This window comes from Azospirillum picis (assembly GCF_017876115.1).
GTDB lineage: Bacteria > Pseudomonadota > Alphaproteobacteria > Azospirillales > Azospirillaceae > Azospirillum > Azospirillum picis.
In genome coordinates this window covers 1-23480 of the sequence record NZ_JAGINO010000044.1, presented here as the reverse complement: position 1 = coordinate 23480, position 23480 = coordinate 1, and the positions used below count along the sequence as shown (strand labels likewise).

Below are 23480 nucleotides of genomic sequence, written 5' to 3'. Positions count from 1 at the left end.
GTACTGCATCTTAAGATGTGGGAGAGTAGGTCGCCGCCAGGTCACTCAGGCACAAGAGACGCCTTCCCAAACACGCTGCGCAATCATCTTCACGACCTCCACTCCCTCAGCACACAACACCCGCGGGGTGGAGCAGCCCGGTAGCTCGTCAGGCTCATAACCTGAAGGCCGCAGGTTCAAATCCTGCCCCCGCAACCAATAGTTAAGCCGCTGATCTCACACCGAGATCAGCGGCTTTATGCTATCCGGAGCTAATCCTCTCCAGACCGCTTCCGGAACCTCCGACAAGAGCGCGCTGGGCGGACAATACCTCGCGACGACGAGGAGCGCCTTCCGCTTGGCCCTCGACATCTCCTGCTACTCCTTCACCGCGGTGGCGCAGCGCGCCGTGCCGCTGATGAAGGACGGTGGAAGCCTGCTGACCCTATCCTACTACGGGGCCGAGCGCGTCATGCCGCACTACAACGTCATGGGTGTCGCCAAGGCGGCGCTGGAGGCCAGCGTGCGTTATCTGGCTGTCGATCTGGGCGGCCGCAACATCCGGGTCAACGTCATTTCCTCCGGTCCGATCAAGACGCTGGCCGCCAGCGGCATCGGCGACTTCCGTCACATCCTGAAATGGAACGAGCTGAACGCACCGCTGAAGCGCAACGTCACCATCCAGGAGGTCGGCGGCGCCGGCCTGTTCCTGCTCTCCGACCTTGGCACCGGCGTTACCGGCGAAGTGATGCATGTCGACAGCGGCTACCATGTCGTCGGCATGGTGGCGAGGGATCGGGCACGGCTGACTGCCGACCTCCTGGCATCGTTCGGCAGCCGCACCGACGCGGTGTGATCGGTGCAAGGGGCTCCCGGCAGCCCTGAAAACAGCCACCGGGCCAGGAGCTTGCGGTTTGCGCCTGCCCGGAACCATAAGTGTCTGTTCGTAGCAGTCACACGCCGACCAGCGTTGTTGCGGGAACGGTGGCGGCGCGCCTTCCAAGTTCATGGAGGCGATGAGGCTGGTCGGGTGGTGATCCGCCGCCGACTGCGACGGGAGGACGTGGAGGGGCTTTTTCGGGAGTTGCCACCTTGCCCGGTGGCAATGGCGACCTGTCCGGGGCTCATCATTGGATCCGCCGAACACTGGCCTCGGGTCATCGGGTCCGGTGGATCCCACCGTCACGCAAAAAGCGTCATGGATCCCATCAAGTCGATGATGTGGTCGGTGACTGTTCGTTCCCCAACTCGAAGCGATAGCGGAAGTCGCAATGGTCGGCGCCCTGCATGATCGTCTGCGTCCGCTCCATCTTGATGCGCGGGTCGTAGCCGGTGCAGAAGGCGGCGTCGCGGTTGCAGGACAGCAGATGCCCGATCGACCCCAACCCCATCTCCCGGTACATCTCGGCGTAGCGGCAGCGCGTGACGTTGTAGTCGAAATGCGTGTCGTCCTGCCGCTTCACGTCGAGCCGCAGCGCGTCGTCCTTGGTCCACAGCGGCTGAAGGTCGGCGAAGCTCTTCAGGCTGGTGCCCGCCGGCTCGGTCGCGGCGAAGGATTGGGCGGCCGCCAGGGCCGCCTTGGTGATCGCCGCCCCCAGGATCTCCTGTGCAGTGGCTTCGCCCAGCCGGGCGGCCATCTCCTCATAGACGGGCTTCAGGATTTCCGCCTCGATGCGGCGGCGTTCGAGGATGCCCATGGTTTGGGTCATGACTGGCTTCCTTCCATGAGGTGGCGTCACAAAGAGATATCAGTGGGCTTTCAATGGGCATGGCCGCCGAGATAGGCCTCGGCGATGCGCGGGTCGTCCCGCAACTGGTCGGCCGGGCCGGACAGCACGATCCGGCCATCCTCCAGCACAGCGGCATGGTCGGCAATGCGCAAGGCGGCGCGGGCGTTCTGTTCGACCAGTAGGATCGACACACCCTCGGCCCGGATGCGGCCGATCAGGTCGAAGATCTGAGCCACGATCTTCGGCGCCAGCCCCAGCGACGGCTCGTCGAGCAGGAGCAGGCTCGGCCGGCGCATCAGGGCGCGGGCGATGCACAGCATCTGCTGCTCGCCGCCCGACAGCGATCCGGCATTCTGGCGCAGGCGCTCGCTCAGGATCGGAAACATCGCCAGCACGCGGTCCAGCTCGCCCAACCCGATATCGCCGCCGCCCAGCACCAGATTCTCGCGGACACTCATGTTGGAGAAGATCTGCCGCCCCTCCGGCGCCTGCGACAGGCCGAGCTGGACGATACGGTGGGCCGGCATGTTGGCGATCGGCTGGCCACGGAAGGTGATGGTCCCCTGTTTCGCCCGGTAGATGCCGGACACCGTGCGCATCAGCGTGGTCTTGCCGACGCCGTTGGAGCCGAGCACCGCGACGATGGCGCCCTCCGGCACATCCAGGCGGACGCCGTGCAGGATCTCCTGCGGTCCCATGGCGACATGGAGATCCGCGATGGAAAGCAGCGGCGCGCTCATTCATCCACCCCAAGATAGGCTTCGAGGACGGCGGCATCGTTGCGGACGGCGTCCGGCGTGCCGTCGGCGATCTTGCGGCCGGAGGCAAGCACCAGGATGCGCTGGCAGATGCCCATGACCAGCGTCATGTCGTGTTCGACCAGCATGATCGTCAGGCCCTGCCCATGCAGCCGCTTGATGAAGGCGGCCAGATCGCGCGTTTCGGTGTCGTTCAGCCCGGCCGCCGGCTCGTCCAGGATCAGGAAGCGCGGCCGCATGGCGAGCGCTCGGGCGATCTCCAGATATTTGCGCTGGCCGTAGGGCAGGTTGGCCGCCAATTCAGCCGCCACATGGGTCAGGCCGACCGCCTCCAGCGCTTCCCAGGTGCGGCGGCTGATCTCGGCGGACCGGTCCCGGCCGCGCCGGTGGAGCCCGCCGAACAGCGCGCCGAACGCCCCCTGCGGCAGCGCGCCGACGGCACCCACCGACACGTTGTCGAAGACCGACATGTTGGGGAAGACGCGCAGGTTCTGGAAGGTGCGGCTGATGCCCAGCCGCGCCACATGATTGGGCTTCAGTCCGCTGATGGTCCTGCCGGCGAAGGCGACGGTGCCGCCGGACAGCGGGGTGAAGCCGGAAATGAGATTGAACAGCGTCGTCTTGCCGGCGCCGTTCGGCCCGATCAGCCCGACCAGTTCGCCTTCGTCCACATGGGCGGTGACGTCACCGACCGCCTGCACGCCGCCGAAGCGGCGGCTGACGTTGCGGATTTCGAGAAGATGGGTCATCGCCAGCCGATCCCTTCGCCTTTTCCTGTGTTCCGCCATGCCGCCCCCAGTTGCCGGCGCACCAGTCGCAGGGCGGAAACCTCGCCCAGCAGGCCCTTGGGCAGCAGCAGGATGGAGAGGAACATCACCAGCCCGACCATGATGTTGCGGAAGTCGCCCAGGGCCCGCAGCCCTTCCGGCAGCAGGATCAGCAGCAGCGCGCCGATGATTGCCCCCGGCAGGCTGCCCAGGCCGCCGACCACCACCATCGCCAGGATCAGGATGGATTCGGAAAATTTGAAGTCGCCCGGTGAGATGTAGCCGGTCATGTGCGCCCACAGGCTGCCCGCGATCCCGGCGAAGAAGGCAGACAGGGTGAAGGCCTCCATCTTCAGCCGCACGGTGCTGACGCCCATGGCGTCGGCGCACTGGTCGTCCTCGCGGATCGAGCGCAGGGCGTTGCCGTAATAGGAATGGCTGAGCCGGCCGATCGCGACGACCGACAGCGTCACCACCGCCGCCACCGTGTAATAGGCGCCGAGGCGGCCGGACAGGCTGAAGCCGAACAGCTCGAACCCCTTGGAGACGATGATGCCGTTGGGGCCCTTGGTGAAGTCCACCCAGTTCAGCATGACCAGATACAGCATCTGTCCGATGGCGAGCGTCGCCACGGCGAAGTAGATGCTGACCAGCCGCATCGTCGGCAGCGCCACCAGAAAGGCGACCAGCGCCGCCACCAAGCCGGACAGCGGCAGCGTGACGGTGAAGCCCAGCCCGAGCTTGGAGGTCAGCAGGGCCGCGGTGTAGGCGCCGACGCCGTAGAAGGCGGCATGCCCCAGATGCAGCAGTCCCGCCACGCCCGTCACCAGATGCATGGAGGCCGACAGCAGGACGAAGATCAGCGCCAGATTGGCGATCTGGTAGAAATAGCCCTTGTCGAAGCCGGCCAGCAGCGCCGGAAGCGCTGCGAAGACCAGCAGAAGGATCAGCGCCGGAACCAGCAGGCCCCGGCGCCGGGTCAGGCCATCGGCAGGTGCCATGGTCTCAAACGCGTTCACGGCGCGCTCCGAACAAGCCGTTGGGGAAGAAGATCAGGGTCAGGATCAGGAAACCGTAGGCCACCATGTCCGACCAGCCCGACGAGACGAAGGTCGTCGCCATGCTTTCCGAAATGCCGAGGATCAGCGCGCAGATCACGGCACCGGGGATGGAGGACAGGCCGCCCATCACCATGGCGACAAAGGCCTTGATGCCGGGCGTGAAGCCCATGGCCGGGAAGACCGCGCCGTAATAGAGCCCCATCAGGATGCCGGCCGCCGCCCCCATCATCGATCCGACGACGAAGGTGGTAATGATGGTGCGATCGGTGTCGATGCCGACATATTTGGCGCCGAGCGGGTTGTTGGACACAGCACGGATCGCCAGCCCGACGCGGGTGCGCGTCAGCAGAAACTGCAGGCCGATCAGCATCGCGGCGGCGACGCCGAAGATGATGAAGTCGCCGGTCACCAGGATGACCGGGCCGACGCGCACCGGCGTGTTGATCAGGTACTCGAAGGGGACGGAGCGCATCTGCGAGCCGAAGACGATCTCCAGCGCCTCGCGCACCACGATGGACACCGCCAGCGAGGAGAGCAGGGTCGATTCCCGCATCGCCCGCGACTTCAGCGACGCCTCGTCGGTGAAGCGGCGGAACGGCTTGAAAGCCAGCCGCTCCAGCGAAAAGCCCGCAAGCGCCCCGATCGCCAGCGCGCCCAGGATCACCGCCACGATGGGCGGCGCTGTTGCCGAGATCAGCACGAGGCCGGCAAAGGCACCCAGCGTGTAGACCTCGCCATGGGCGAAGTTGACGACGTTCAGCACGCCGAAGATCAGTGTGAAGCCGATTGCCATCAGCGCGTAGGTCATGCCCAGCGACAGGCCGATGGCGAGTTGCTGGAGATAATAGGGATCGAACATGCGGGCTCTGTCGCTGGGAGAGGGGGCGCTGGGGATCGGTTGCCGGGGGCTTTAGTCGGCGACCGGAATGAAGGCGCCGCCCTTGACCTCGACCTTCACCAGTTCCTTCTCGGCCTCGCGGTCGGCGCTGAAGCTGGTCTTGCCGGTGACGCCGGGGAAGTCCTTGGTCTGGGCCAGCGCGTCGCGCACCTTCTCGCGGGTCGGGTTGGGCGAGGCCTTCTCCACCGCCGCCAGCATGATGCGGACCGCGTCATAGGCCTGGGCCGGGAACTGGCCGGGCACTGCGCCCTCGGAGCGCTTCTTCCACTCGTCGACGAAATGCTGGACGTTCGGCGACGGGTCGGTCGGCAGGAAGTTGGAGGTCAGATGCACGCCCTCCGCCGCTCCGCCGGCCAGCTCGATCAGCTTCGGGCTGTAGGCCGCCGAGGTCGAATAGACCGGCGTCTTGATGCCGAGCTGCTGGAGCTGCTTCAGGAACTGCGCGCCGTCCTCATAGAAGAAGCCGGTGTAGATCGCGTCGGGCTTGGCACGTTCGATCTTGCTGATCAGCGACCGGTAGTCCTTCAGGCCGCGGTTGAAGAATTCCGAGAAGGCGACGGTGCCGCCGTTGGCCTTGACGGCGTCGGAGAAGCCGCTGACCACCGACTGGCCCCAGTCGGTCTGCTCGGCGATCACCGCGACATTCTTGAAGCCCTTGGTCGCCATCCATTTGGCGTTGTAGGGGCCTTCCTGCGCCTGGGTGGCGATGTTGCGGAACTGGTACTTGGAAACCTTGGTGTAGTCGGGGTGCGAGGCGGTCTGCGAAAGCTGCGGCATGCCGGCGTCCTTATAGACCTGCGCCGCCGCCATCGACACACCGGAGGTGAAGTCGCCCAGGACGCCGACGATTTCCTTGTCGTCCACGAACTTGCGGGCGATGTTGGTGCCCTCCTTGGCGTCGGAGCGGCTGTCCTCGAAGACGATCTCCACCTTGAACGGCTTGCCGGCGGCGTTGAACTCGGTCAGCGCGATCTCGGCGGCCTTGCGGAAATCCTGCCCGTACTGCGCGGTGTCGCCGGTCAGCGGCAGCTGGTAGCCGAGCTTGACCGTGTCGGCGGCGAAAGCCGAACCGGCGATCCCAGTGGCGATTCCGGTGGCGATCCCGGCGGCGGTGAGGGTCGTCAGCGTGAGGAGGCGGAAAGTCATGGCGATGGCACCCTCTTCTTGTCTGTCGTTGCAGGCTTTGCGGCGATGCGCGTTTATTCGGCGGCTCTGGCGCCGGGCAGGACCTTCAGGCGGCAACAGCCCTCGTCGCCCGGCTTCCAGGTTTCGCCCTTGAAGACGAACCCGGCGGCCTCGAACAGACCACCGTCGATGGCGCCGGCCATCTTGCAGAGCAGTTCCAGATCGGCATCTGACCGGCCCTGCGCCTGCCAGGCTTCCTTCAGCGGGCAGCGGTGGAAATGGATTTCCAGCGCCTCGCCGTCGCACCGCTTGATCTCCGGCGCGAACATGCTGTCGCGGTTGGGAATGCCGTCGAGAAAGGCATGGCATAGGCCGCTCAGGTCATCGGGACCGTGCCCCGCAAACTTCACGCCCATCGCCTCGCCGAGGCGGCGAGTGGATTCCTGGCCCACCTCAAGCGCCGTTTCGGTGCCGAAACGCTCGCGCAGCACATCGAACATGTGGGCGTAGGACGCCGCGCGCATCGCGTAGGCATTGCGCAGAAGGGTGGGGTAGTCGGGGCTGTCGGACATGCTGGCAGTCTCCTCGATCAGACTTCGCGGGCGTCGTTCCAGCGATATTGCAGGATCTTCAACGGCCCGATGCGTTGCAGCAGGGCGTTGAAGGGCAGGGGCGTCGGTGCGGTGAAGGGCAGGGCGAGATCCTTCGGGTCCTGCCCGATGGCGGCGCGGGCCAGTTCCCGTCCCAGCGAAACCGACAGCGCCACGCCGCGCCCGTTGCAGCCGGCCCAGGCGAAGCCGTTCGGCCCCAGCCGGTGGACACGAGGGAAGTAATCGGTGGTCATGGCGATCCGGCCATTCCACACATGGTCGAAGCCGACGCCGTTCAGTGCCGGGAACATCCCCGCCAGGCGGGCGCCGACGATGCGCTTCAGCCGCTCCGCCCCATTCACCGGGTTCAGCAGCGCGCCGCCGGTCACCAGCCGGTTGTCGGCGGTGTAGCGCATGAAGCGCAGGTCGCCATGGGTGTCCGACATCGCCTGCCGGCCCGGCAGGACGGTTTTGCGGACGTTGTCGCCCAGGGGGGCGGTCGCCATCTGCCAGGACAGGACCGGCACGACCTCGGTCCGGATCTCCGGGAAGATCGTGGCGGCATAGCCATTGGTGCCCAGCACCAGGGAGTCGGCGGTCACCATGCCCTGCGGGGTGCGGGCGACCCAGGAGTCGCCGCGGCGCTGCACCGACAGGGCGGGGGAGTTGACGTAGACCGCCGCCCCGGCCGCAACCACCTTGGCGGCGAGCCCGCGCACCAGCGCCAGCGGGTTGATATGCCCGCCGGTCCGGTTCATCCAGCCGCCGAAATAGAGATCGGTGCCGAGAATGGCGGAGACGGCGGCGCGGTCGAGCAGCTCGACATCGGCGCCGAACTTGCCCCATTGCGTCGCCCGGCGCTCGGCGATCTTGATGCGGCCCGGCGAATGGACCGGCTGAACCCAGCCGGTCTGCTCCGCCGCGCAGTCGATGCCGAGGCGGCGCACCAGATCGAACAGGGTGGAGGCGCTGTCGCGGATCAGCCCGACGAGGCGTTCCCCGCTCTCCCAACCGAAGCGGTCGATGAGGTCGGCGGGGTCGGGGCGGGTGAGCGTCGGGATGACCTGCCCGTTGTTGCGGCCGGAGGCACCCCGTCCCAGCTCGGACGCCTCCAGCACCACCACGCGGCGCCCGGCCTCGGCCGCATGCAGACCGGCGGAAAGCCCGGTGAAGCCGCCGCCGATCACCAGCACGTCGGCCTGCACGCCGTCCTGCAACGCCGGCAGGACGGGCGGCGGCGGGGCGGTGGCTTCCCACAGCGAATCCGGACGCTGCCAGATGCCGCCCCGGCCCGGAATGTCCTGCGCCTGGCCCGCCGCCTGATGTGCCCCTTGGTTCGTCACGTCGCGCCCGTCCCTGTTCGGCTGAAATCCACTATGCCCTTATCCCCTTTTGGAGTTAGGGCCATCCGTTTCCCGCCGAACTATGGGACAATGGACACACGTACGCAATTCCCAAGATTTTTTCGCGGAAATTTTTTCATGTCATGCGTCCTGATCGGGAAATCGGGACGCATGTACATGGCCTGCATCATTTCGGCAGGACGGTTTCCGCCAGCCGAACCCAATAGCTGGTGCCGACCGGCAGCACCGCATCGTTGAAATCATAGTGCGGGCTGTGCAGGTTGCGGCCTTGGTCCGATGGCCCGGCACCAACCCAGACGTAGCAGCCGGGCCGCTTTTGCAGCATGAAGGAGAAATCCTCCGCGCCCATGCTGGGCATCGGATCGAGGTCCAGGGACTCTTCTCCGACCACGCGTGCCGCCGCCCGCCGGGCCAGTTCGGTTTCCGCGGCGCTGTTGGTGGTGGGCGGATAGCGCCGCTCGTAGCGCAGGACGGCCTCGACTCCGAATCCGGCGGCGATGGCAGTGGCAACCTCGCCCATGCGCCGTTGCACCAGATCCTGAACCTCCGGCCGGAAGGTCCGGACGGTGCCGCGGAGCACGGCGGTACCCGGCAGGACATTCCACGTATCGCCGGCGTGGAACTGGGTGACGCTGACGACGGCCGAATCGATGGGGTGGACGCTGCGGCTGGCGATGGTCTGGAGGGCGGAGACGATCTGGCTGCCGACCATGATCGTGTCGGTCCCCATATGCGGCATGCCGGCGTGGGTGCCCTTGCCGGTCAGGGTCAGCTCGAAGATGTCGTAGGCGGCCATCAGCGGGCCGGGGCGCAGCGCGATGCGGCCGACCTCCAGCCCCGGCCAGTTGTGCATGCCGAAGACCTTCTCGACGGGGAAGCGGTCGAACAGCCCTTCCTCCACCATCACCCGGCCGCCGCCTTCATTCTCCTCGGCGGGCTGGAAGATGAACGCGATGGTCCCTTGGAAGAGATCCGGATGTTCGCTCAGGTGGCGTGCCGCGCCCAGCAGCATCGCCGTGTGTCCGTCGTGCCCGCAGGCGTGCATGCGTCCCGGATTGCGCGAGCTGTGGGGCAGGTTGGTTTCCTCATGGATGTGCAGCGCGTCCATGTCGGCCCGGAAGCCGACCATCGGGCCGTCGCCGTTGCGCAAAAGGCCAACCACCCCGGTCCTGGCGAGGCCGCGATGCACCTCCAGCCCGAAGGAGGCCAGCTTTTCCGCAACGAAATCGCCGGTTCGCTGCTCCTCGAAGGCGGTTTCCGGATGGGCGTGCAGATCACGCCGCCACGTCGTCATCTCGGCCGTCAGTTCATCCAGCCCGGCCACCGTCCCGATCATCTGCTGTTCCTCAAGTTTCACCAAAGCGTTGCCGCAAGCCTGCCCAAAAACCTTCGATGCCGAAACGGTGTTTTTCGGTGATGGCCACTGTCGCATGGATGAACGCTGGATCGCGGCCGGAATTCAGAACGCCGCAAGGTGATGCTGCAACGCTTCAGCGGCAACCGCCCGGGCGTGCTGAACGCGCGTCGAACGGTTCCAACACCGCCCGGAATTCCCCGCAGCCCAGTGCCGCCGCGTCGAGTGCATCCAGCGCAAGGCGGCCATCCTCCGGCACGAGGCAAGCCCGGGGCGGCCGACGGCGTGGCGGTTCTCGAGACCAAGGGGCGGCTGTGGCAATCCGGCACGGGCCAACGCGGCGTCGGCTGGCAGGTTGTTCCCGCCGACCGCTGGTTCGGCGTTCGGATCGGGAACGGTGCTAACACCCGGTTGCGTGAAATCCAGGCGCACGGCAAGTCGTCACCAGCTCAGAGCAAGTCGCCCTGAGCGGGACCGGCGGAATTTGTCGTTTGCGATCAGTCCATTGAACTTTCCCTCCATGTCCTATGCCGCGGTTCGCTCCTTGGCCGTCGAGCGCGCGGCCAAGGCATCGACCGCCTCGTCGATCAACCGCTCGAAGCGGGACAGCACTGTGGGGTCGGTGATCCTGCCGTCGGCCATGTCCTTGGCGGTCACGAACAGCCCGGTTCCCAAGACCTGCGCTTGGAAGACCGCAAAGAGCGGGCGGAGTTGGTGCTCGACCACCAATGCGTGGCGTTCGCTTCCGCCGGTGGCCAGCAGCCCGACCGGGGTGCCGACGAGCGAGCGGTAGTCGAGCAGATCGACGAAATGCTTGAACAGGCCGCTGTACGATCCCTTGTAGACTGGAGTGGCGGCGACGATCAGGTCCGCTTCCTCTACGGCACGGAGTGCCGCTTCGAGCTCTTCGTCGGCGGCCTCCCGGCTGTGGACTGCGAGGGAGCCGAGTGCCGCGATGTCGATGACATGGCTGTTGCCGGCGATCCGCTGGCCGATCTGCGCGAGCGTCAGGTCGACCAACCGCCGGCTGCTGGAGGGCGTCGTGAGGCTGCCGGCGATGCCGACAATCGAAAGGTTGCTCATGGTCGGGGCTGTCCAGTTCAAGGTTCGCAGGGTTGACAAAGGTGGGTGGCGGTGATCCCGACCTATCGGGCGGACGCTGATCGGAGCGAGACCTCACCGCCGCAGCCGGCGCTCCAGCCACAGGCTGTAGCGGGAGGCGACGACGCAGACCGTCAGGTAGACCAGCGCCGCGAATCCGAAGGCTTCATCGTAGAATCCGAACCATGCCGGGTCCTTGGCGGCGGTGCGGGCGGTGTTCAGCAGGTCGAACAGGCCGATGACGATGATCAGGGTGGTGTCCTGGAACAGGCCGATCGCCAAATTGACGATGGATGGGATCACGGTACGCAGCGCCTGCGGCAGGATCACCAGCCGCATCGATTGCCAGTAGCCGAGTCCCAGCGCCTGGGCGGCTTCATACTGACCCGCCGGGATGGACTGGAGGCCGGCGCGGATGATCTCGGCCAGATAGGCCGAGACGAACAGGATGATGGCGATCTGTGCCCGCAGCAGCTTGTCGATGGCGCCGCCGGCGGGCAGCATCAGCGGCAGCAGCAGGGTCGCGACGTAAAGGACCGCAATCAGCGGGACGCCGCGCGTCACCTCGATGAACAGGACGGCCAGCGTCCGCACCCCGCCCATGCCGCTGCGCCGGGCGAGCGCCAGCAGCACCGCCAGCGGGAAGGCGCCGACCAGCCCGACGATGGCGAGCAGCAGGCTCACCGGCAGGCCGCTCCAGCGCTCGGTCGGCACCGCCGGCCCGGCGGGGCCGCCGGTCAGCAGCACCAGCGTGGCGGCCAGCCCGAAGATCCAGAGCCCCAGCGTCGCCCGCCGCCAGAACAGCGGCATGCCGCTGACCCCGGCCAGCGCCAGCAGGATGGCGTCGGCCGCCGCCGGGCGCCACTGCCGGTCCTGGTCGTAGAAGCCGAACAGGATGTAACGCAGCTTCTCGCCGATGAAGGCCCAGCAGGCGCCGGCCGCGTCCACGCATCGGTCGGCCGGCCCCACCCACACCGCATCCAGCAGGGTCCAGCGCAGCAGCGGCGGCACCGCCCAACCAAGAAGGGCGAGGCAGCCGAGCGTCACCGTCGCGTTCAGGGGCGTGCCGAACAGGCCGGCCCACAAGCGTTGCCAGCGTGGCGGCGGGCGGTTCAACGGCGGGGGCAGCGGCTGTGTGCTTTGCAGAACGCCGTCGGTCATCGCCACCCCCTCACCGCCAGTTGGCGGTTGTACAGGTTCATCGCCGCCGAGACCGCGAGGTTCACCGTCAGATAGGCGCCCATCATGATCGCCATGGTTTCCAGCACCTGCCCGGTCTGGTTGGCGCTGGTGTTGATGACGCTGACCAGATCCGGGAAGCCGATCGCGACGGCGAGGCTCGAATTCTTGGTCAGGTTGAGATAGCTGGAGGTCAGCAGCGGCACGATCACCCGCATGGCCTGGGGCAGAACCACCAGCCGCATGATCCGGCGGCGCGGCAGGCCCAGCGCCCGCGCCGCCTCCCACTGTCCGGCCGGCACCGCCTGGATGCCGCTGCGCACGATCTCCGCGATCATCGCGGCGGCATTGACGACCAGCCCGACCAGCAGGGCGGAGAATTCCGGGGACACCGTCGTCCCGCCGCTGAAGTTGAAGCCGGAGAGTTCGGGAAGCTCGACCTGCAACGGCACGCCCGACGACAGCAGGAGGGCGGCGGGCAGGCCGCATGCCGCCGCCGCGATCATGGCCACCGACGGCACATCCCGCCGTCCCAGGCGGCGGCGCAGCGCGGTCCCGGCAAGGGCGAGCGCCAGCGCAAGGGCGATGGCCGCGAGCATCCATCCGCCCGCCCGGCCGTCAACAAAGGCCGGCAACTGGATGCCGCGATTGCACAGGAAGATACCCGGCAGCGGATTCAACGCCTGGCGTGGCGTCGGCAGCGCCTGGAAGGTGGCGCTCCAGAAGAAGAGTTGCAGCAGCAGCGGCGTGCTGCGGACCAGCTCGACATAACCCTGGACCAGCCCCGACAGCAGCGCGTTGCCGGACAGCCGCGCCACCCCCAGCAGCACGCCCAGGATGGTGGCGATCAGGCAACCGGCCACCGCGACCTTGACGGTGTTCAGCAGCCCGACCAGCAGGGCGAGCGCGTAGCTGTCCTGCGGCCGGTAGTCGAGCAGCGCCTCCCCGATCTCGAATCCCGCCGGGCGGGCGAGGAAGGCGAAACCCGGCGTGATGCCGAAGCGCTCCATGTTCGCCAACGTGTTGGAGCCGAGAAGGAAGCCGCCCAGCAGCACGAGCGCCAGGATCGCCGCCTGAAGGCCGCTGCGGCCACCCCACCAGAGGGTGACCGCGGCGACCGGACCGGAGCGCAGGGCGCCGGGCGGCACGGGACTGCTCACCGGAAGGGCGGGGCGTAGAGCAGGCCGCCCTGGGTCCACAGCTTGTTGAAGCCGCGGTCCAGCCCGACCTTGGTCGCCGGCCCGACGTTGCGTTCGAAGATCTCGCCGTAATTGCCCACGGTCTTGACGATGGTGTAGGCGAATTTCGGGTCGAGCTTGGCCGCCTCGCCCAGGCTGGGATCGACGCCCAGGAAACGGCGGACCGTCGGATCGCCGCTGGTCAGGAAGCTGTCGATGTTGGCCTGGGTGATGCCCAGCTCCTCCGCCTGGATGGTGGCGTAGATCGCCCAGTTGACGATCTCCAGCCACTGGTCGTCGCCGTAGCGGATCGCCGGCGCCAGCGGCTCCTTCGAGATGCGCTCGGGCAGCAGGACGTAATCGTCGGGCTTGGGGAGCTGGGTGCGGGTGATCGCCAGATCGGAGGCGTCCTGGGTCAGCACGTCGCAGCGGCCGCTGGAGAAGGCCTTCTGGTTCTCGGCGGTTTCCTCGATCACCACCGGCTTGAAGGCGATCTTGTTCTGCCGGAAGAAGTCGGTGATGTTCAGCTCGCCGGTGGTGCCGGTCTGGACGCAGACGGTGGCGCCGTTCAGGTCCTTGCCCTTGCTCACCCCCAGCTTCTTCGGCACCAGCAGGCCCTGGCCGTCATAGAAGACCACCGGGCCGAAATGGAAGCCCAGCTTGGTGGCGCGGGTGAAGGTCTGGGTCACGCCGGAGAGCAGGATGTCGAACTCGCCCGACTGCAGGGCCGGAAGGCGCTGCTGCGGCGAGGAGGAGACGAACTGCACCTTGTCCGGATCGTTGAACACGGCGATGGACAGCGCCCGTCCGAAATCGACGAAGAAGCCTTGCCAGCGGCCGTTGCTGTCGGGGGCGAAGAAGCCCGGCTGGGTGCCGACGCCGACCTTGATGCTGCCGCGTGCCTTGATCGCGTCCAGCGTGGGACCGGCCTTGGCGGCACCGCTCAGTGCGAAGCCGATGGCAAGGCTGAGGGCGCCGGCGATCAGGAAGCGCGGCGACAGGCCGCTCCGGGAGGCCGGACGCGAAGGAGCCTGCGAAGGAGTGCGCATGGTGGTTTCCCGCAATGAGTTTGTTGTTTTGTCAAAGACGCGGAGCGCCGCAGCGAAAGGGCACCCGACCTGTCGGATCCGTTTGCGGACCGGCGGTTGGAAGGGCAGCCGCGAAGGGGAAGCGCTTATTCCCTAATTAACAGATAGGAAAATTGCTCTGTCAACGGTTTCGTAAAAATTTTACAATTAGCGGGTAAAATATGTTAATAGCGAATTTTCCGCACCTGAAAATCCACAAATATAGTAGACAATAAGAGTCATTCACGTAATGATCGGATGTGAAACGGCTGAGCCGTCCGGAGCCCCGTGACCTCGGAGGCCGTGCCAATCCTTAAGTCCCAACCTCCCAAGTCATTGTACTGGAACGCTATCATGGCCAATCCTCAGACGGCCCGCCGGGCCTCCGCCTTCGCAGCGTCCGAACAGACCATGGTCTGGATCCCGCTTCCCGAAGCCCTGGGGATGTGTGCCGTGAATGACGCGCCGACGCCGCAGGCACCGGTCAGCCGGCTCTGGGCGCAGATGCGCGGCACCTGGCTGAAGGCGCGCAGCCGCACCGACTGAGCGGCCGCGCCAGCTTCCACAAAATCGATTTCACATATCGCGGCATGCAAGCGGGCGTTCCCCAACGCATGTCCGCAAAGGAGAGTCCTGTGACCGCGCTTCCCTCTTCGGCCGAGCGGCCGCCGCTACCGCTTCTCGATCTTGCCCGCCTGGACGGCGCTGCGGCGGATCGCGCCCTGTTCCTGTCAGAACTGCGAGCGGCGATCCGCCGCTTCGGCGCCTTTTATGTGACCGGCCACGGGGTCGATCCGGCCTTCATCGACTCCGTCTTCGACCTCTCGCGCGGCTTCTTCGCCCTACCGGAGCAGGACAAGCTGTCCATCGAGATGGTCAATTCGCCCCATTTCCGCGGCTATACCCGCGCCGGCTGGGAGCGGACGCGCGGTTTGGCCGACTGGCGCGAGCAAGTGGACGTCGGCGCCGAACGGCCGGCCTTGCCCCAAGGTCCGGACTCGCCACCCTGGGTCCGCCTGCAGGGTCCCAACCAGTGGCCGAAGGCCCTGCCGGAGTTGCGCCCGGCGGTGCTGCGCCTCCAGGACCAGTTGACCGCGGTGTCGCGCCGCATCCTGTCGACGGTGGCGGTGGCCCTGCGCCTGCCGGAGGATGCCTTCGATCCCATCCTGACCGACCAGCCGACTCAGCTCGTCAAGCTGATCCGCTATCCAGGCCATGACGCGGTTCCCGCTGCCGATGCCCCCGCCGATAATGCCGGAGGGCAGGGCGTCGGGCCGCACAAGGACAGCGGCCTGCTGACACTGGTTCTCCAGCACCGCCAGAGCGGATTGCAGGTCGAAACCGACGGGGGCTGGGCCGATGTGCCGCCGGTCGCCGGCACCTTCGTGGTCAACGCCGGTGAGTTGCTGGAACTGGCGACCGACGGCTATTTCCGCGCAGCGGTGCATCGGGTGGTGACGCCGCCGGCAGGGGTGGACCGGTTGTCGACCGCCTTCTTCCTGGGGGCCGGCCTGGATGTCCGGGTGCCGGTGCTGCCGCTGCCCGACGATCTCGTCGCCGAAGCGCGCGGTCCCGAGCGCGACCCGCTGAACCCGCTCTATAGCTCGGTGGGGGAGAACACGCTGAAAAGCCGCCTGCGCTCCCACCCCGACGTGGCGCGCCGTCATTACGCCGATCTGGTCGACGCCTCCGCCTGACGGCCGCCGATAGCGAACGCCGGCCGATATCGAAATTGAGAGAGGGAACCGTCCGATGACCGTCCGTACGCCGCGCTTCGAAACCCTGGCCGTCCATGGCGGCGCCTTCCGCGCCGATCCCGTCACCGGGTCCGTCGCCGTGCCGATCCACCAGACGACCTCCTACCAGTTCCAGGACACCGCCCACGCCGAGCGCCTCTTCGCGCTTCAGGAACTGGGCCACATCTACACCCGCGTCACCAACCCGACGGTCGAGGTGCTGGAACAGCGGCTTGCCGTGCTGGAAGGCGGTGCGGCGGCGGTGGCGGTGGCGTCCGGACAGGCGGCGTCCTTCTATTCGGTGCTGAATCTGGCGCAGGCCGGCGACAACATCGTCACCTCCACCGACCTCTATGGCGGAACCTGGAACCTGTTCGCCAACACGCTGAAGCAGATCGGCATCGAGGCGCGCTTCGTAGATCCGGCCGACCCGGAGAATTTCCGCCGCGCCACCGACGACCGCACCCGCGCCTATTATGCGGAGACGCTGCCGAATCCGAAGCTGAACGTCTTCCCGATCCGCGAGGTCGCCGACATCGGCCTGGAACTGGGCGTGCCGCTGATCGTCGACAACACCGCGGCACCGCTGACCGTGCGGCCCTTCGACCATGGCGCGGCGGTGACGATCTATTCGGCGACCAAATACATCGGCGGCCACGGCACCACCATCGGCGGCGTGCTGATCGACGGCGGCACCTTCCCGTGGGAGGCGCATGCCGCCCGTTTCCCGCTGCTGACCCAGCCCGACCCCAGCTATCACGGCGCGATCTGGACGGAGGCGGCCAAACCGCTCGGCCCCATCGCCTATGCGCTGCGCGCCCGCGTCACCCTGCTGCGCGACATCGGCGCCGCACTCAGCCCGCAATCGGCCTTCCAGCTGATCCAGGGGCTGGAGACGCTGCCGCTGCGCATCCGCCAGCACAACGCCAATGCCAGCCTCGTGGCGAACTATCTGAAGACGCATGAGAAGGTGACGTCGGTCATCTTCCCCGGCCTGCAGGAGGGCGAGGCGCGGCGGCGGGCCGACACCTACCTGAAGGGCGGCTATGGCGGGCTGGTCGGCTTCGAACTGGCCGGCGGGGCGGAGGCGGGGCGGCGTTTCATCGACGCGCTGAAGCTGTTCTACCACGTCGCCAACATCGGCGACGCCCGGTCGCTGGCGATCCACCCAGCCACCACGACGCATTCCCAACTGTCGCCGGAGGACCAGATCGCCAGCGGCGTCACCCCCGGCTATGTCCGCTTGTCGGTCGGCATCGAGCATCCCGACGACATCATCGCCGACCTGGAGCAGGCACTGGCAGAGGCGTAACAGGGCTGACCGAAGCCGCAATCCCGACGCGTCGGGGTTGCGGCTTGAGGCCATCAGAGCGTCAGGAACAGCGCCGAGGTCCAGACCCGCGACTGGTCGCGCTGGCGGGCGGTGAGGAACAGCGGGTGCTCGCGGTCCGCCGCCAGTCCCAGCCCAGCCAGCGGGATGCGGCCGGCGAGGTCGCGGGGCAAAGGCGCCTCGGTGACGCGTTCGACCGTCACTTCCAGCTCGGTGCCGGGCAGCAGGCGGCTGACGGCTCCGGTGGGCAAGCGGGCGGCATCCAGCAGTGCGTCGCCGTCGATCTCCAGCACGGCCTCCGGCGCATGCGGGTTGGGCGGCGGCGTCAGCGGGTTGCCGACCTTCACATAGGTGCCGATGTCCAGATGCACCCGGATGCGAGTGCCGGCAAGCCGCGACAGCGTCAGTTCCACCCCGTCAGTATCGCCATGGGTGACGGTGCGCAAAGCCACGGTGGTGGCGTCCTGCCGCCAGCAGCCCTGTTCGGGATGGTCGAAGCCGAAGGGCTCGACCCGCTGCACCGCCGCCCCGGTGACGGTGATGCCGCCGCTCCAATAGGCTCCACGGTAGCGGTCCTTGATGCGGGCGCCGCCGAGGCGCAGGCGGATGCGCCGCTCCGACAATCCCAGTTCGCGGTGCAGGTCGCGCTCCCACAGCAGAGTCTCGCCGTCGTAAAGCCGCAGGCTTTCCCAGCCGCGGTCGCCGAGCAGCCGGTAGTCGAGCGCATCCTCCGCCGAGGCTTGCACCACCTCGCCCATCCAGCGGTCACCCAGCCGCAGGCTGGCGAAGCTGCGCTCGCCGGTGGTGGCGAAGGTCCGGCGCGACCGCAGCGCCCGGCCGATGGTGGCGCGGTCGAGCCGGTCGGCCAGCACCCCGGTCAGCCCGCCGCGCGCGCCGAACACCGCAGTGGCCGGCGCGCCGCCGCCGCAGCGGCCCTGATGCTCGTCGCTGCTGGCCGAGGCGCCGAGCCGGTAGCCGCGGGCCAGCGCCTCGGCATAGACCCAGTGGAACTGGCCCCAGGCGGAGCCGATCTCGATCAACCGTTCCAGTTCGGGATGGTGCCAGTCGAGATTGCAGCGCCGGCCGCCGACATGCGGGATCAGCAGATGGCCTTCCGGGTCGTCCTGATAGGCGGCATAGAGATCGTCGAGCGGCCAGGCGCCGGGGCGCAGCTTGCCGCGGGTCGACTCGTTCCATTCGAAGGAGCGGACCGGCTGCCCCCGGCTGTCGGTGGGGAATTGCGGCACGCCGTCGCGCAGGAAGACGACATTGTGGTCGCCGCCCACCGCCGAATTGCCGCACCATTCTGTGCCGGGATAGCAGACGAAGCGGCCGGCCTCGTTGAAGCGGTCGATCAGCCCGACCGCCTCGCTCCAGGCCTTTTCGGTGACGTTGAAGTCGTTGGCGGTGTAGCCCAGCACGTCCAGCCCGGCGACGTCGCGGCCGTAGGACAGGTTGTAGGCGGTGTCGTTGGTGCCGACCGTGTCGTTGGAATGGACATGCAGGTCGGCGTAGAAGGCCCGCGGCACGCCATCCTCGGCGGTGACGAAGGCCTCCGCCGCGACCAGCCCGTCCCCCGTGGCGGCGATGCGCCATTCGCCCTGCGACAGCGTAACCTCCTCGCGATGGACCAGCCAGCCGTAAGCGTCGGGGCCGGCATCGGAGTTGGGCGAGAGCGTCAGTCGCTGCGTGGTTTCCCCCTGCGGTCCGGCCAGGGTCAGGGCGGCGTCGATGGTGCCGTCGGTGCAGCAGTTGCCCCAGACATCCTCGGCGCGCAGCATCAGGCTGGCCGGGCCGGGCGCGGTCAGGCGCGGCGCCACCAGACGCAGCGCCGCGGGCGCGCCGGGAACGATGTCCAGCACGCAATCGCCCGGCACCTCGGCGTATTTCTGGCTGCCGAGCGGGTCGATGAAGACGCGGAAGCGGAAACCCTGCTCGACGAAGCTCTGCACCCGCGTGCCCGGCCCGCCGCGCCGGCGGTCGCCGAGCCGGATGACAATGCGGTCGCCGGGATTGAGGTAGCCGTCGATCACGTCGATGACGATGGCTTTCTGATAGGGACGTTCGTGGCCCTTCTGGTCGAAGCGCACCTTCAGCGCCTGGATCGTCGCCGGACTCTGCCCCGGCACCAGCGGTCCGGCCTCATACTCCGCTGAGACGTAGTTGGCGGCCTGCGGGTCGCTGGTCTGGAACAGTGCCCAGTCGGAATAGAACTTCATCGCCAGCTTGATGCCGGCGCCGTCGGCGAGGCCCGAGGCGCCGACTTCGTAGACCAGTTGCAGCTCGGTCCATTCGCCGGCGACCAGCCGGCGGTGCGAACAGCTGGTCGATCCCAGGAAGGGACGGTCCTTGTTGCGCTCGTATAGCCCGACGGGGGCGATGTGGCGGACAGGCTGCGTGGCTTTGGACATGGCGGCGGTTCCTCCGGCTTTGTGGGTTTTCGGGTCAGGCGAGGTGCCAGTGGCGGTAGCGCCGCTCGATGCGGCGGAAGACGAGGCTTTCGGTGATCCAGGCGGTCATGCCGATGATGGCGACGCCCAGCAGCACCTGGGTGGCGTTGCCGATCTGGCCGCCCATGGCGACCATCCAGCCGATCCCCTGCGAGGCGCCCAGCATCTCGGCCGCCACCAGCGCCCGCCACGCCTGACTGAAGCCGATGCGCAGCGCCGCGGTCAGGAAGGGCAGAGAGGCCGGCAGATAGACATGGCGGATCAGCTGCCAGCGGCGGGCGCCCAGCACGCGGGCGGCGCGCAGGTTGCCGTTGCGGATGGCGAGGAAGCCCTCCTGCACCGTCACCGCCATCGGGAACAGGGCGGCGACCACGATCACCATGGTGATGGCGACATAGCCCAGCCCGAAGAAGATCATCGACAAGGGCGCCCAGGCGATCGGCGGGATCGCCATGAACAGGCCGGTCAGGGGGGCGGAAAAGGCGCGGAAACCCGGCGACAGCGCGCCGGCCAGACCCAGTGCCAGTGCCCCCACCACGGCGACGGCGAAGCCGCCGGCCTCGCGCAGCAGGCTGGCGCCGACATGGGCGGCGAGCTGGCCGCTGTTCAGCCAGCGCACCGCCTCCGCCGCCACCGCCCAGGGCTGGGGCAGGACATAGGGCGGCAGGTTCCAGGCGGCGGCGCTCCAGACCAGCAGCAGCGCCGGGAAGGCCGCCCAGCCGTAGAGCCGGGTCCGCATCAGCGGCCCGCCCGGCGGAGATAGGAGCTGTCGACGATGTCCACCGCCTTCATCGGCGTCGGGATGAAGCCGAGCGCCAGCGAGGTGTCCATCAGCCGCTGGATGAAGGCGAGGTCGCTGTCCTCCAGCCGGTCCGACCAGCCCAGCCGCTTGCGCGCCTCGGCGGCGACCGCGGCCGGCGCGATCTCGGTGCCGTCGGGGCGCTTCACCGGCTCCAGCTTGAACGCTTCGGCGATCAGGGCGTCGCCCTCGGCCGGGTGGTCGGACAGCCAGGCGATGGCCTTGGCATGGGCGCGCAGCAGCTTCACCACATCGTCCGGCCGCTCCGCCAGCGTCTTCTTCGGCGCCATCACCACGTACCATGGATAGCCGGGCAGCGCCTGGTTGACGTCGAACAGCACATGCGCGCCCCCTTGGGCACCACCCCGCAGCACCTGCTGGCTGATGAAGGGTTCCCAGGTGAAGGCGGCGTCCACCGTGCCGCCGTCCAGCGCGGCGTTCATGTTGCCGACGGGCATGGAGATCACCGACAGGTCGCGGTCGGGATCGAGGCCGGCGGCCTCCTTCAGCACGACGCCGCGCAGCAGCACGTCCATCCCGCTGCCGCGCGCCACCCCGGCGACCTTGCGGCCGCGCAGGTCGGACAGTTTGGCGATGGCGGGATTGTTGGCGATCACCGCCGCCTGCCCGTAATTGACCTTGGCCAGGATGCGGCTGTCCAGCCCGCGCGCCGCCCACTGGTAGACCGGCGGCGCGCCGATATAGGCGACATCCAGCTCGCCGACGGCGAGCGCCTGCTGGATGACCGGCCCGTCGCCGAAGGGCTTGGCCTCCACCGTCAGCCCCTCTTCGGCATAGAAGCGCTTGCGGTCGGCGACCAGTGCCGGGGCGTTGGCCATCGCAAAGACCCAGCCGACCCGGAGCGGCCGGCTGTCGCCCGTCGTGGCGGCCCCGGCCGGGACGATGCCGGCGAGCAGGACGATGGAGCCGTACAGGGCGGCGGACAGCGCCGCGGCGAACATCCGGTTCATGCGTGAAATCCTTTTGGTCGGGGGCCGGCAGGGGATAGTCCCGGCCGCGGCTCAGGCCGTGGCGACGATGGCGGAAATCCGCTCCAGCAGCGTGTCGGTCAGGGTGGTGAAGCGCTCCAGCCGCCGCGTCTCGCGCAGGCGGCGCGGGCGGGGCAGGTCGATGGCCAGTTCGCTGTGGATGCCGGCCGGGGCGATGCCGAGCAGCACGACGCGGTCAGCCAGGAACACCGCCTCCTCCACGTCGTGGGTGATGAACAGGACCGTCTGGCCGAGCCGGCCGCACAGCCGAAGCAGTTCCTCGTTCAGGGTGGCGCGGGTGATGGCGTCGAGAGCGGCGAAGGGCTCGTCCATCAGCAGCAGGCGCGGTTCCAGCACCAGCGCGCGGGCCAGCGCCACCCTCTGCTGCATGCCGCCCGACAGCTGGTGGGGGAATTTGCCAGCCGCCGCCTCCAGCCCGACCAGCGCCAGCGCCGCCATAGCCTTGTCCCGCTGTTCCGTATCCGGAAGCCGGCCAGCCATCCGCAGGCCGAAGCGGACATTGTCGAGCACGTTGAGCCAGGGAAACAGCTGTGGCGACTGGAAGGCATAGCCGAGCGCCGGCATTTCCGGCGTCACCGTCTCGCCGTCGATGGTGATGCGGCCGGAGTCGGGTGGCAGGAAGCCGGACAGCAGGTTCAGCAGCGTGGTCTTGCCGCAGCCCGACGGGCCGAGCAGCGCCACGAACTCCCCAGGCCGGGCGGTCAGTGCCAGGGACCGGAACGTCGGGTGTGCGCCGTCATAGGCGAAATCCACGCCGTCGACGTGGAAGGCGGCGCCGCCGGGCGGGAGCGGCGCGCCGTCCTGTTGGTCGGCACAAGGGAGCGCGCGGGGAACGGCGAGAATTCCACTTTTCATTTCCGTGTTTTCCCCTGCATCAACCAATCCAGCCAGCTAATACAATATAATACATATAATACAATATGTGGCAACTAGGGAATTCGGACGGATTCACGCAGGCAGTGTCGTAAGGGCATGCGGGCTTGAGCCGTCCCGTCGCCGGTGGCATCAAGGCGGCGTCCGCTGGCCGATCGGTCCAGTCAATGAAGGGGAGAGGGCAGGGTGGCGCTGGTGCGAGACAATGCGACGGCGCTTTACCGTCAGATCGCCGACCGGCTGCGCGACGAGATCGCCGCCCGTCTGTTCGAGCCGTCGGGACGGCTGCCGACCGAAAGCGAGATCGGTGCCCGCTTCGGCGTCAGCCGGGTCACCGTCCGGCTGGCGCTCGACCGGCTGGAGACGGAAGGGCTGATCGAGCGCCGCAAGGGCAAGGGCACCTTCACCGCGGGCAAGCGCGTCCAGCATCCGCTCGACCGCCTGCGCAGCTTCCACGAATCCCTTCGCCTGCAGGGGCTGGACGCCACGATGCGGCCCTTGTCGGCGCGGATCGTCGCGACGCTGCCGGAACTGCGGGAGGATTTCGGTCCCCGTTGCCTGGAGGTGTGCCGCCTGCATCTGGTGGATGGCGAGCCGGTGGCGCTGGGCCGCAGCCTGCTGCCGCCGGCCCTGGAGTCGGTCGACTGGCAGGCGGCCGGACACCGGCCGATCTACGGTATCCTGCAGGACATCGCCGGCAAGCCGGTCGGCGGTGCCGACATCGAGGTCAAGGCGGCGGCAGCCGATGCCGAGGTTGCGGCGGCGCTCGGCCTGCCGGCGGGCGCGCCGGTGCTGGTGATGGACCGCCGCTCCGTCTTCGTCGGCGGTGGCTGTGCCGACCGTTCGGTTTTCCACATCAGATCCGAACGCTACAGCTTCATCCTGTCCCACCGCTGGCAGGGATAGGGGCGACCGGCAGTCTTTTTACCGGCGATGGCCTCACCGGCGATGATCGACCCGCCGCGACAGCCATTCGCCGCCGAACTGCACCGAGGCCACCAGCACGATTAGGATTACGATGACCTCGAACAGCACCTAGCATTACAGTTGCGATAGAGCGTCCTCCCGCCTGTTGAACAGGCTTTGGGAGGTCGCCATGTCCGGTGTCGCGGTCGAGGACCTGCTGGGGCT

General features: G+C 67.8%; 22 protein-coding genes, 1 tRNA gene and 1 pseudogene. 7 read left to right on the top strand and 17 right to left on the bottom strand.

The features are described from left to right. Positions 1-121 precede the first annotated feature (121 nt). Positions 122-198 (top strand) — tRNA-Met (locus J2850_RS31080). Between the two features lie 82 nt (positions 199-280). After that, positions 281-835 (top strand): annotated as a pseudogene (locus tag J2850_RS31075) (SDR family oxidoreductase); the annotation flags it as partial. Positions 836-1187: 352 nt separating this feature from the next. On the opposite strand, the gene J2850_RS31070 reads toward J2850_RS31075, so the two are convergent. The 9 genes from J2850_RS31070 to J2850_RS31030 form a co-directional block, all read right to left on the bottom strand. Then, positions 1188-1688: an L-2-amino-thiazoline-4-carboxylic acid hydrolase gene (locus J2850_RS31070; protein WP_209991230.1), complete on the bottom strand. Its 501-nt coding sequence runs from the start codon at positions 1686-1688 to the stop codon at positions 1188-1190. Positions 1689-1738: 50 nt separating this feature from the next. Continuing rightward, positions 1739-2449 carry an ABC transporter ATP-binding protein gene (locus tag J2850_RS31065; protein WP_209991228.1) on the bottom strand — a complete coding sequence of 237 codons (711 nt, stop codon included), beginning with the start codon at positions 2447-2449 and terminating at the stop codon, positions 1739-1741. Further along, positions 2446-3216 (bottom strand): ABC transporter ATP-binding protein, encoded by a 771-nt coding sequence (locus tag J2850_RS31060; protein ID WP_209991226.1) that lies wholly within the window; start codon positions 3214-3216, stop codon positions 2446-2448. The genes J2850_RS31065 and J2850_RS31060 overlap by 4 nt, the downstream gene beginning before the upstream one ends. Further along, positions 3213-4235, bottom strand: a complete 1023-nt coding sequence (locus tag J2850_RS31055; protein ID WP_209991224.1) for a branched-chain amino acid ABC transporter permease — start codon at positions 4233-4235, stop codon at positions 3213-3215. The genes J2850_RS31060 and J2850_RS31055 overlap by 4 nt, the downstream gene beginning before the upstream one ends. A gap of 4 nt (positions 4236-4239) precedes the next feature. Next, a complete protein-coding gene (locus J2850_RS31050; RefSeq protein WP_209991222.1) occupies positions 4240-5154 on the bottom strand; it encodes a branched-chain amino acid ABC transporter permease in 915 nt (304 codons plus the stop codon). 51 nt (positions 5155-5205) lie between these two features. Next, positions 5206-6339 (bottom strand): ABC transporter substrate-binding protein, encoded by a 1134-nt coding sequence (locus J2850_RS31045; RefSeq protein WP_246513780.1) that lies wholly within the window; start codon positions 6337-6339, stop codon positions 5206-5208. 53 nt (positions 6340-6392) lie between these two features. Beyond that, positions 6393-6890 carry an L-2-amino-thiazoline-4-carboxylic acid hydrolase gene (locus J2850_RS31040; RefSeq protein ID WP_209991220.1) on the bottom strand — a complete coding sequence of 166 codons (498 nt, stop codon included), beginning with the start codon at positions 6888-6890 and terminating at the stop codon, positions 6393-6395. 17 nt (positions 6891-6907) lie between these two features. Beyond that, positions 6908-8251, bottom strand: coding sequence for an NAD(P)/FAD-dependent oxidoreductase (locus J2850_RS31035; protein WP_307354616.1), 1344 nt, complete (start codon positions 8249-8251; stop codon positions 6908-6910). A 187-nt stretch (positions 8252-8438) separates the two neighbouring features. After that, complete coding sequence (locus J2850_RS31030; protein ID WP_209991219.1) at positions 8439-9608, bottom strand: M20 aminoacylase family protein; 1170 nt, start codon at positions 9606-9608, stop codon at positions 8439-8441. A gap of 141 nt (positions 9609-9749) precedes the next feature. Between J2850_RS31030 and J2850_RS31025 the strand changes: the two genes are divergently transcribed. Continuing rightward, positions 9750-10094 (top strand): hypothetical protein, encoded by a 345-nt coding sequence (locus J2850_RS31025; protein WP_209991217.1) that lies wholly within the window; start codon positions 9750-9752, stop codon positions 10092-10094. A gap of 57 nt (positions 10095-10151) precedes the next feature. Here the strand turns inward: J2850_RS31025 and J2850_RS31020 are convergent, their stop codons facing one another. The 4 genes from J2850_RS31020 to J2850_RS31005 all read right to left on the bottom strand — a co-directional run bounded on the left by J2850_RS31020 (position 10152) and on the right by J2850_RS31005 (position 14133). After that, positions 10152-10709, bottom strand: a complete 558-nt coding sequence (locus tag J2850_RS31020; protein WP_209991215.1) for an NAD(P)H-dependent oxidoreductase — start codon at positions 10707-10709, stop codon at positions 10152-10154. Between the two features lie 93 nt (positions 10710-10802). Then, entirely contained in the window at positions 10803-11888 is a 1086-nt protein-coding gene (locus J2850_RS31015; protein ID WP_209991213.1) for an amino acid ABC transporter permease, read from the bottom strand. Beyond that, on the bottom strand, positions 11885-13054 hold the full coding sequence (locus tag J2850_RS31010; protein WP_307354617.1) for an amino acid ABC transporter permease: 1170 nt from the start codon (positions 13052-13054) through the stop codon (positions 11885-11887). Before J2850_RS31010 ends, J2850_RS31015 begins: the two co-directional genes overlap by 4 nt. 8 nt (positions 13055-13062) lie before the next feature. Beyond that, positions 13063-14133 (bottom strand): amino acid ABC transporter substrate-binding protein, encoded by a 1071-nt coding sequence (locus tag J2850_RS31005; RefSeq protein WP_246513779.1) that lies wholly within the window; start codon positions 14131-14133, stop codon positions 13063-13065. A gap of 372 nt (positions 14134-14505) precedes the next feature. Here J2850_RS31005 and J2850_RS31000 point away from each other — a divergent pair, with 372 nt between their 5' ends. The 3 genes from J2850_RS31000 (at position 14506) to J2850_RS30990 (ending at position 17199) form a co-directional block, all read left to right on the top strand. Then, positions 14506-14697, top strand: coding sequence for a hypothetical protein (locus J2850_RS31000; protein ID WP_209991210.1), 192 nt, complete (start codon positions 14506-14508; stop codon positions 14695-14697). Positions 14698-14786: 89 nt separating this feature from the next. Next, a complete protein-coding gene (locus tag J2850_RS30995) occupies positions 14787-15848 on the top strand; it encodes an isopenicillin N synthase family dioxygenase (RefSeq protein WP_307354618.1) in 1062 nt (353 codons plus the stop codon). 55 nt (positions 15849-15903) lie between these two features. Continuing rightward, complete coding sequence (locus tag J2850_RS30990) at positions 15904-17199, top strand: O-acetylhomoserine aminocarboxypropyltransferase/cysteine synthase family protein (protein WP_209991206.1); 1296 nt, start codon at positions 15904-15906, stop codon at positions 17197-17199. Positions 17200-17252: 53 nt separating this feature from the next. Here the strand turns inward: J2850_RS30990 and J2850_RS31580 are convergent, their stop codons facing one another. Genes J2850_RS31580 through J2850_RS30970 form a run of 4 tightly spaced genes read right to left on the bottom strand, consistent with a single transcriptional unit; the run spans position 17253 to position 22331 of the window. After that, a complete protein-coding gene (locus tag J2850_RS31580; protein WP_211114074.1) occupies positions 17253-19628 on the bottom strand; it encodes a PHP domain-containing protein in 2376 nt (791 codons plus the stop codon). A gap of 34 nt (positions 19629-19662) precedes the next feature. Beyond that, positions 19663-20406, bottom strand: a complete 744-nt coding sequence (locus J2850_RS30980) for an ABC transporter permease (protein WP_209991204.1) — start codon at positions 20404-20406, stop codon at positions 19663-19665. Further along, complete coding sequence (locus J2850_RS30975; RefSeq protein WP_209991202.1) at positions 20406-21437, bottom strand: ABC transporter substrate-binding protein; 1032 nt, start codon at positions 21435-21437, stop codon at positions 20406-20408. The genes J2850_RS30980 and J2850_RS30975 overlap by 1 nt, the downstream gene beginning before the upstream one ends. A gap of 51 nt (positions 21438-21488) precedes the next feature. After that, complete coding sequence (locus J2850_RS30970) at positions 21489-22331, bottom strand: ABC transporter ATP-binding protein (protein ID WP_246513778.1); 843 nt, start codon at positions 22329-22331, stop codon at positions 21489-21491. A 204-nt stretch (positions 22332-22535) separates the two neighbouring features. Between J2850_RS30970 and J2850_RS30965 the strand changes: the two genes are divergently transcribed. Further along, complete coding sequence (locus J2850_RS30965) at positions 22536-23255, top strand: GntR family transcriptional regulator (protein ID WP_209991200.1); 720 nt, start codon at positions 22536-22538, stop codon at positions 23253-23255. Positions 23256-23480: the final 225 nt, after the last annotated feature.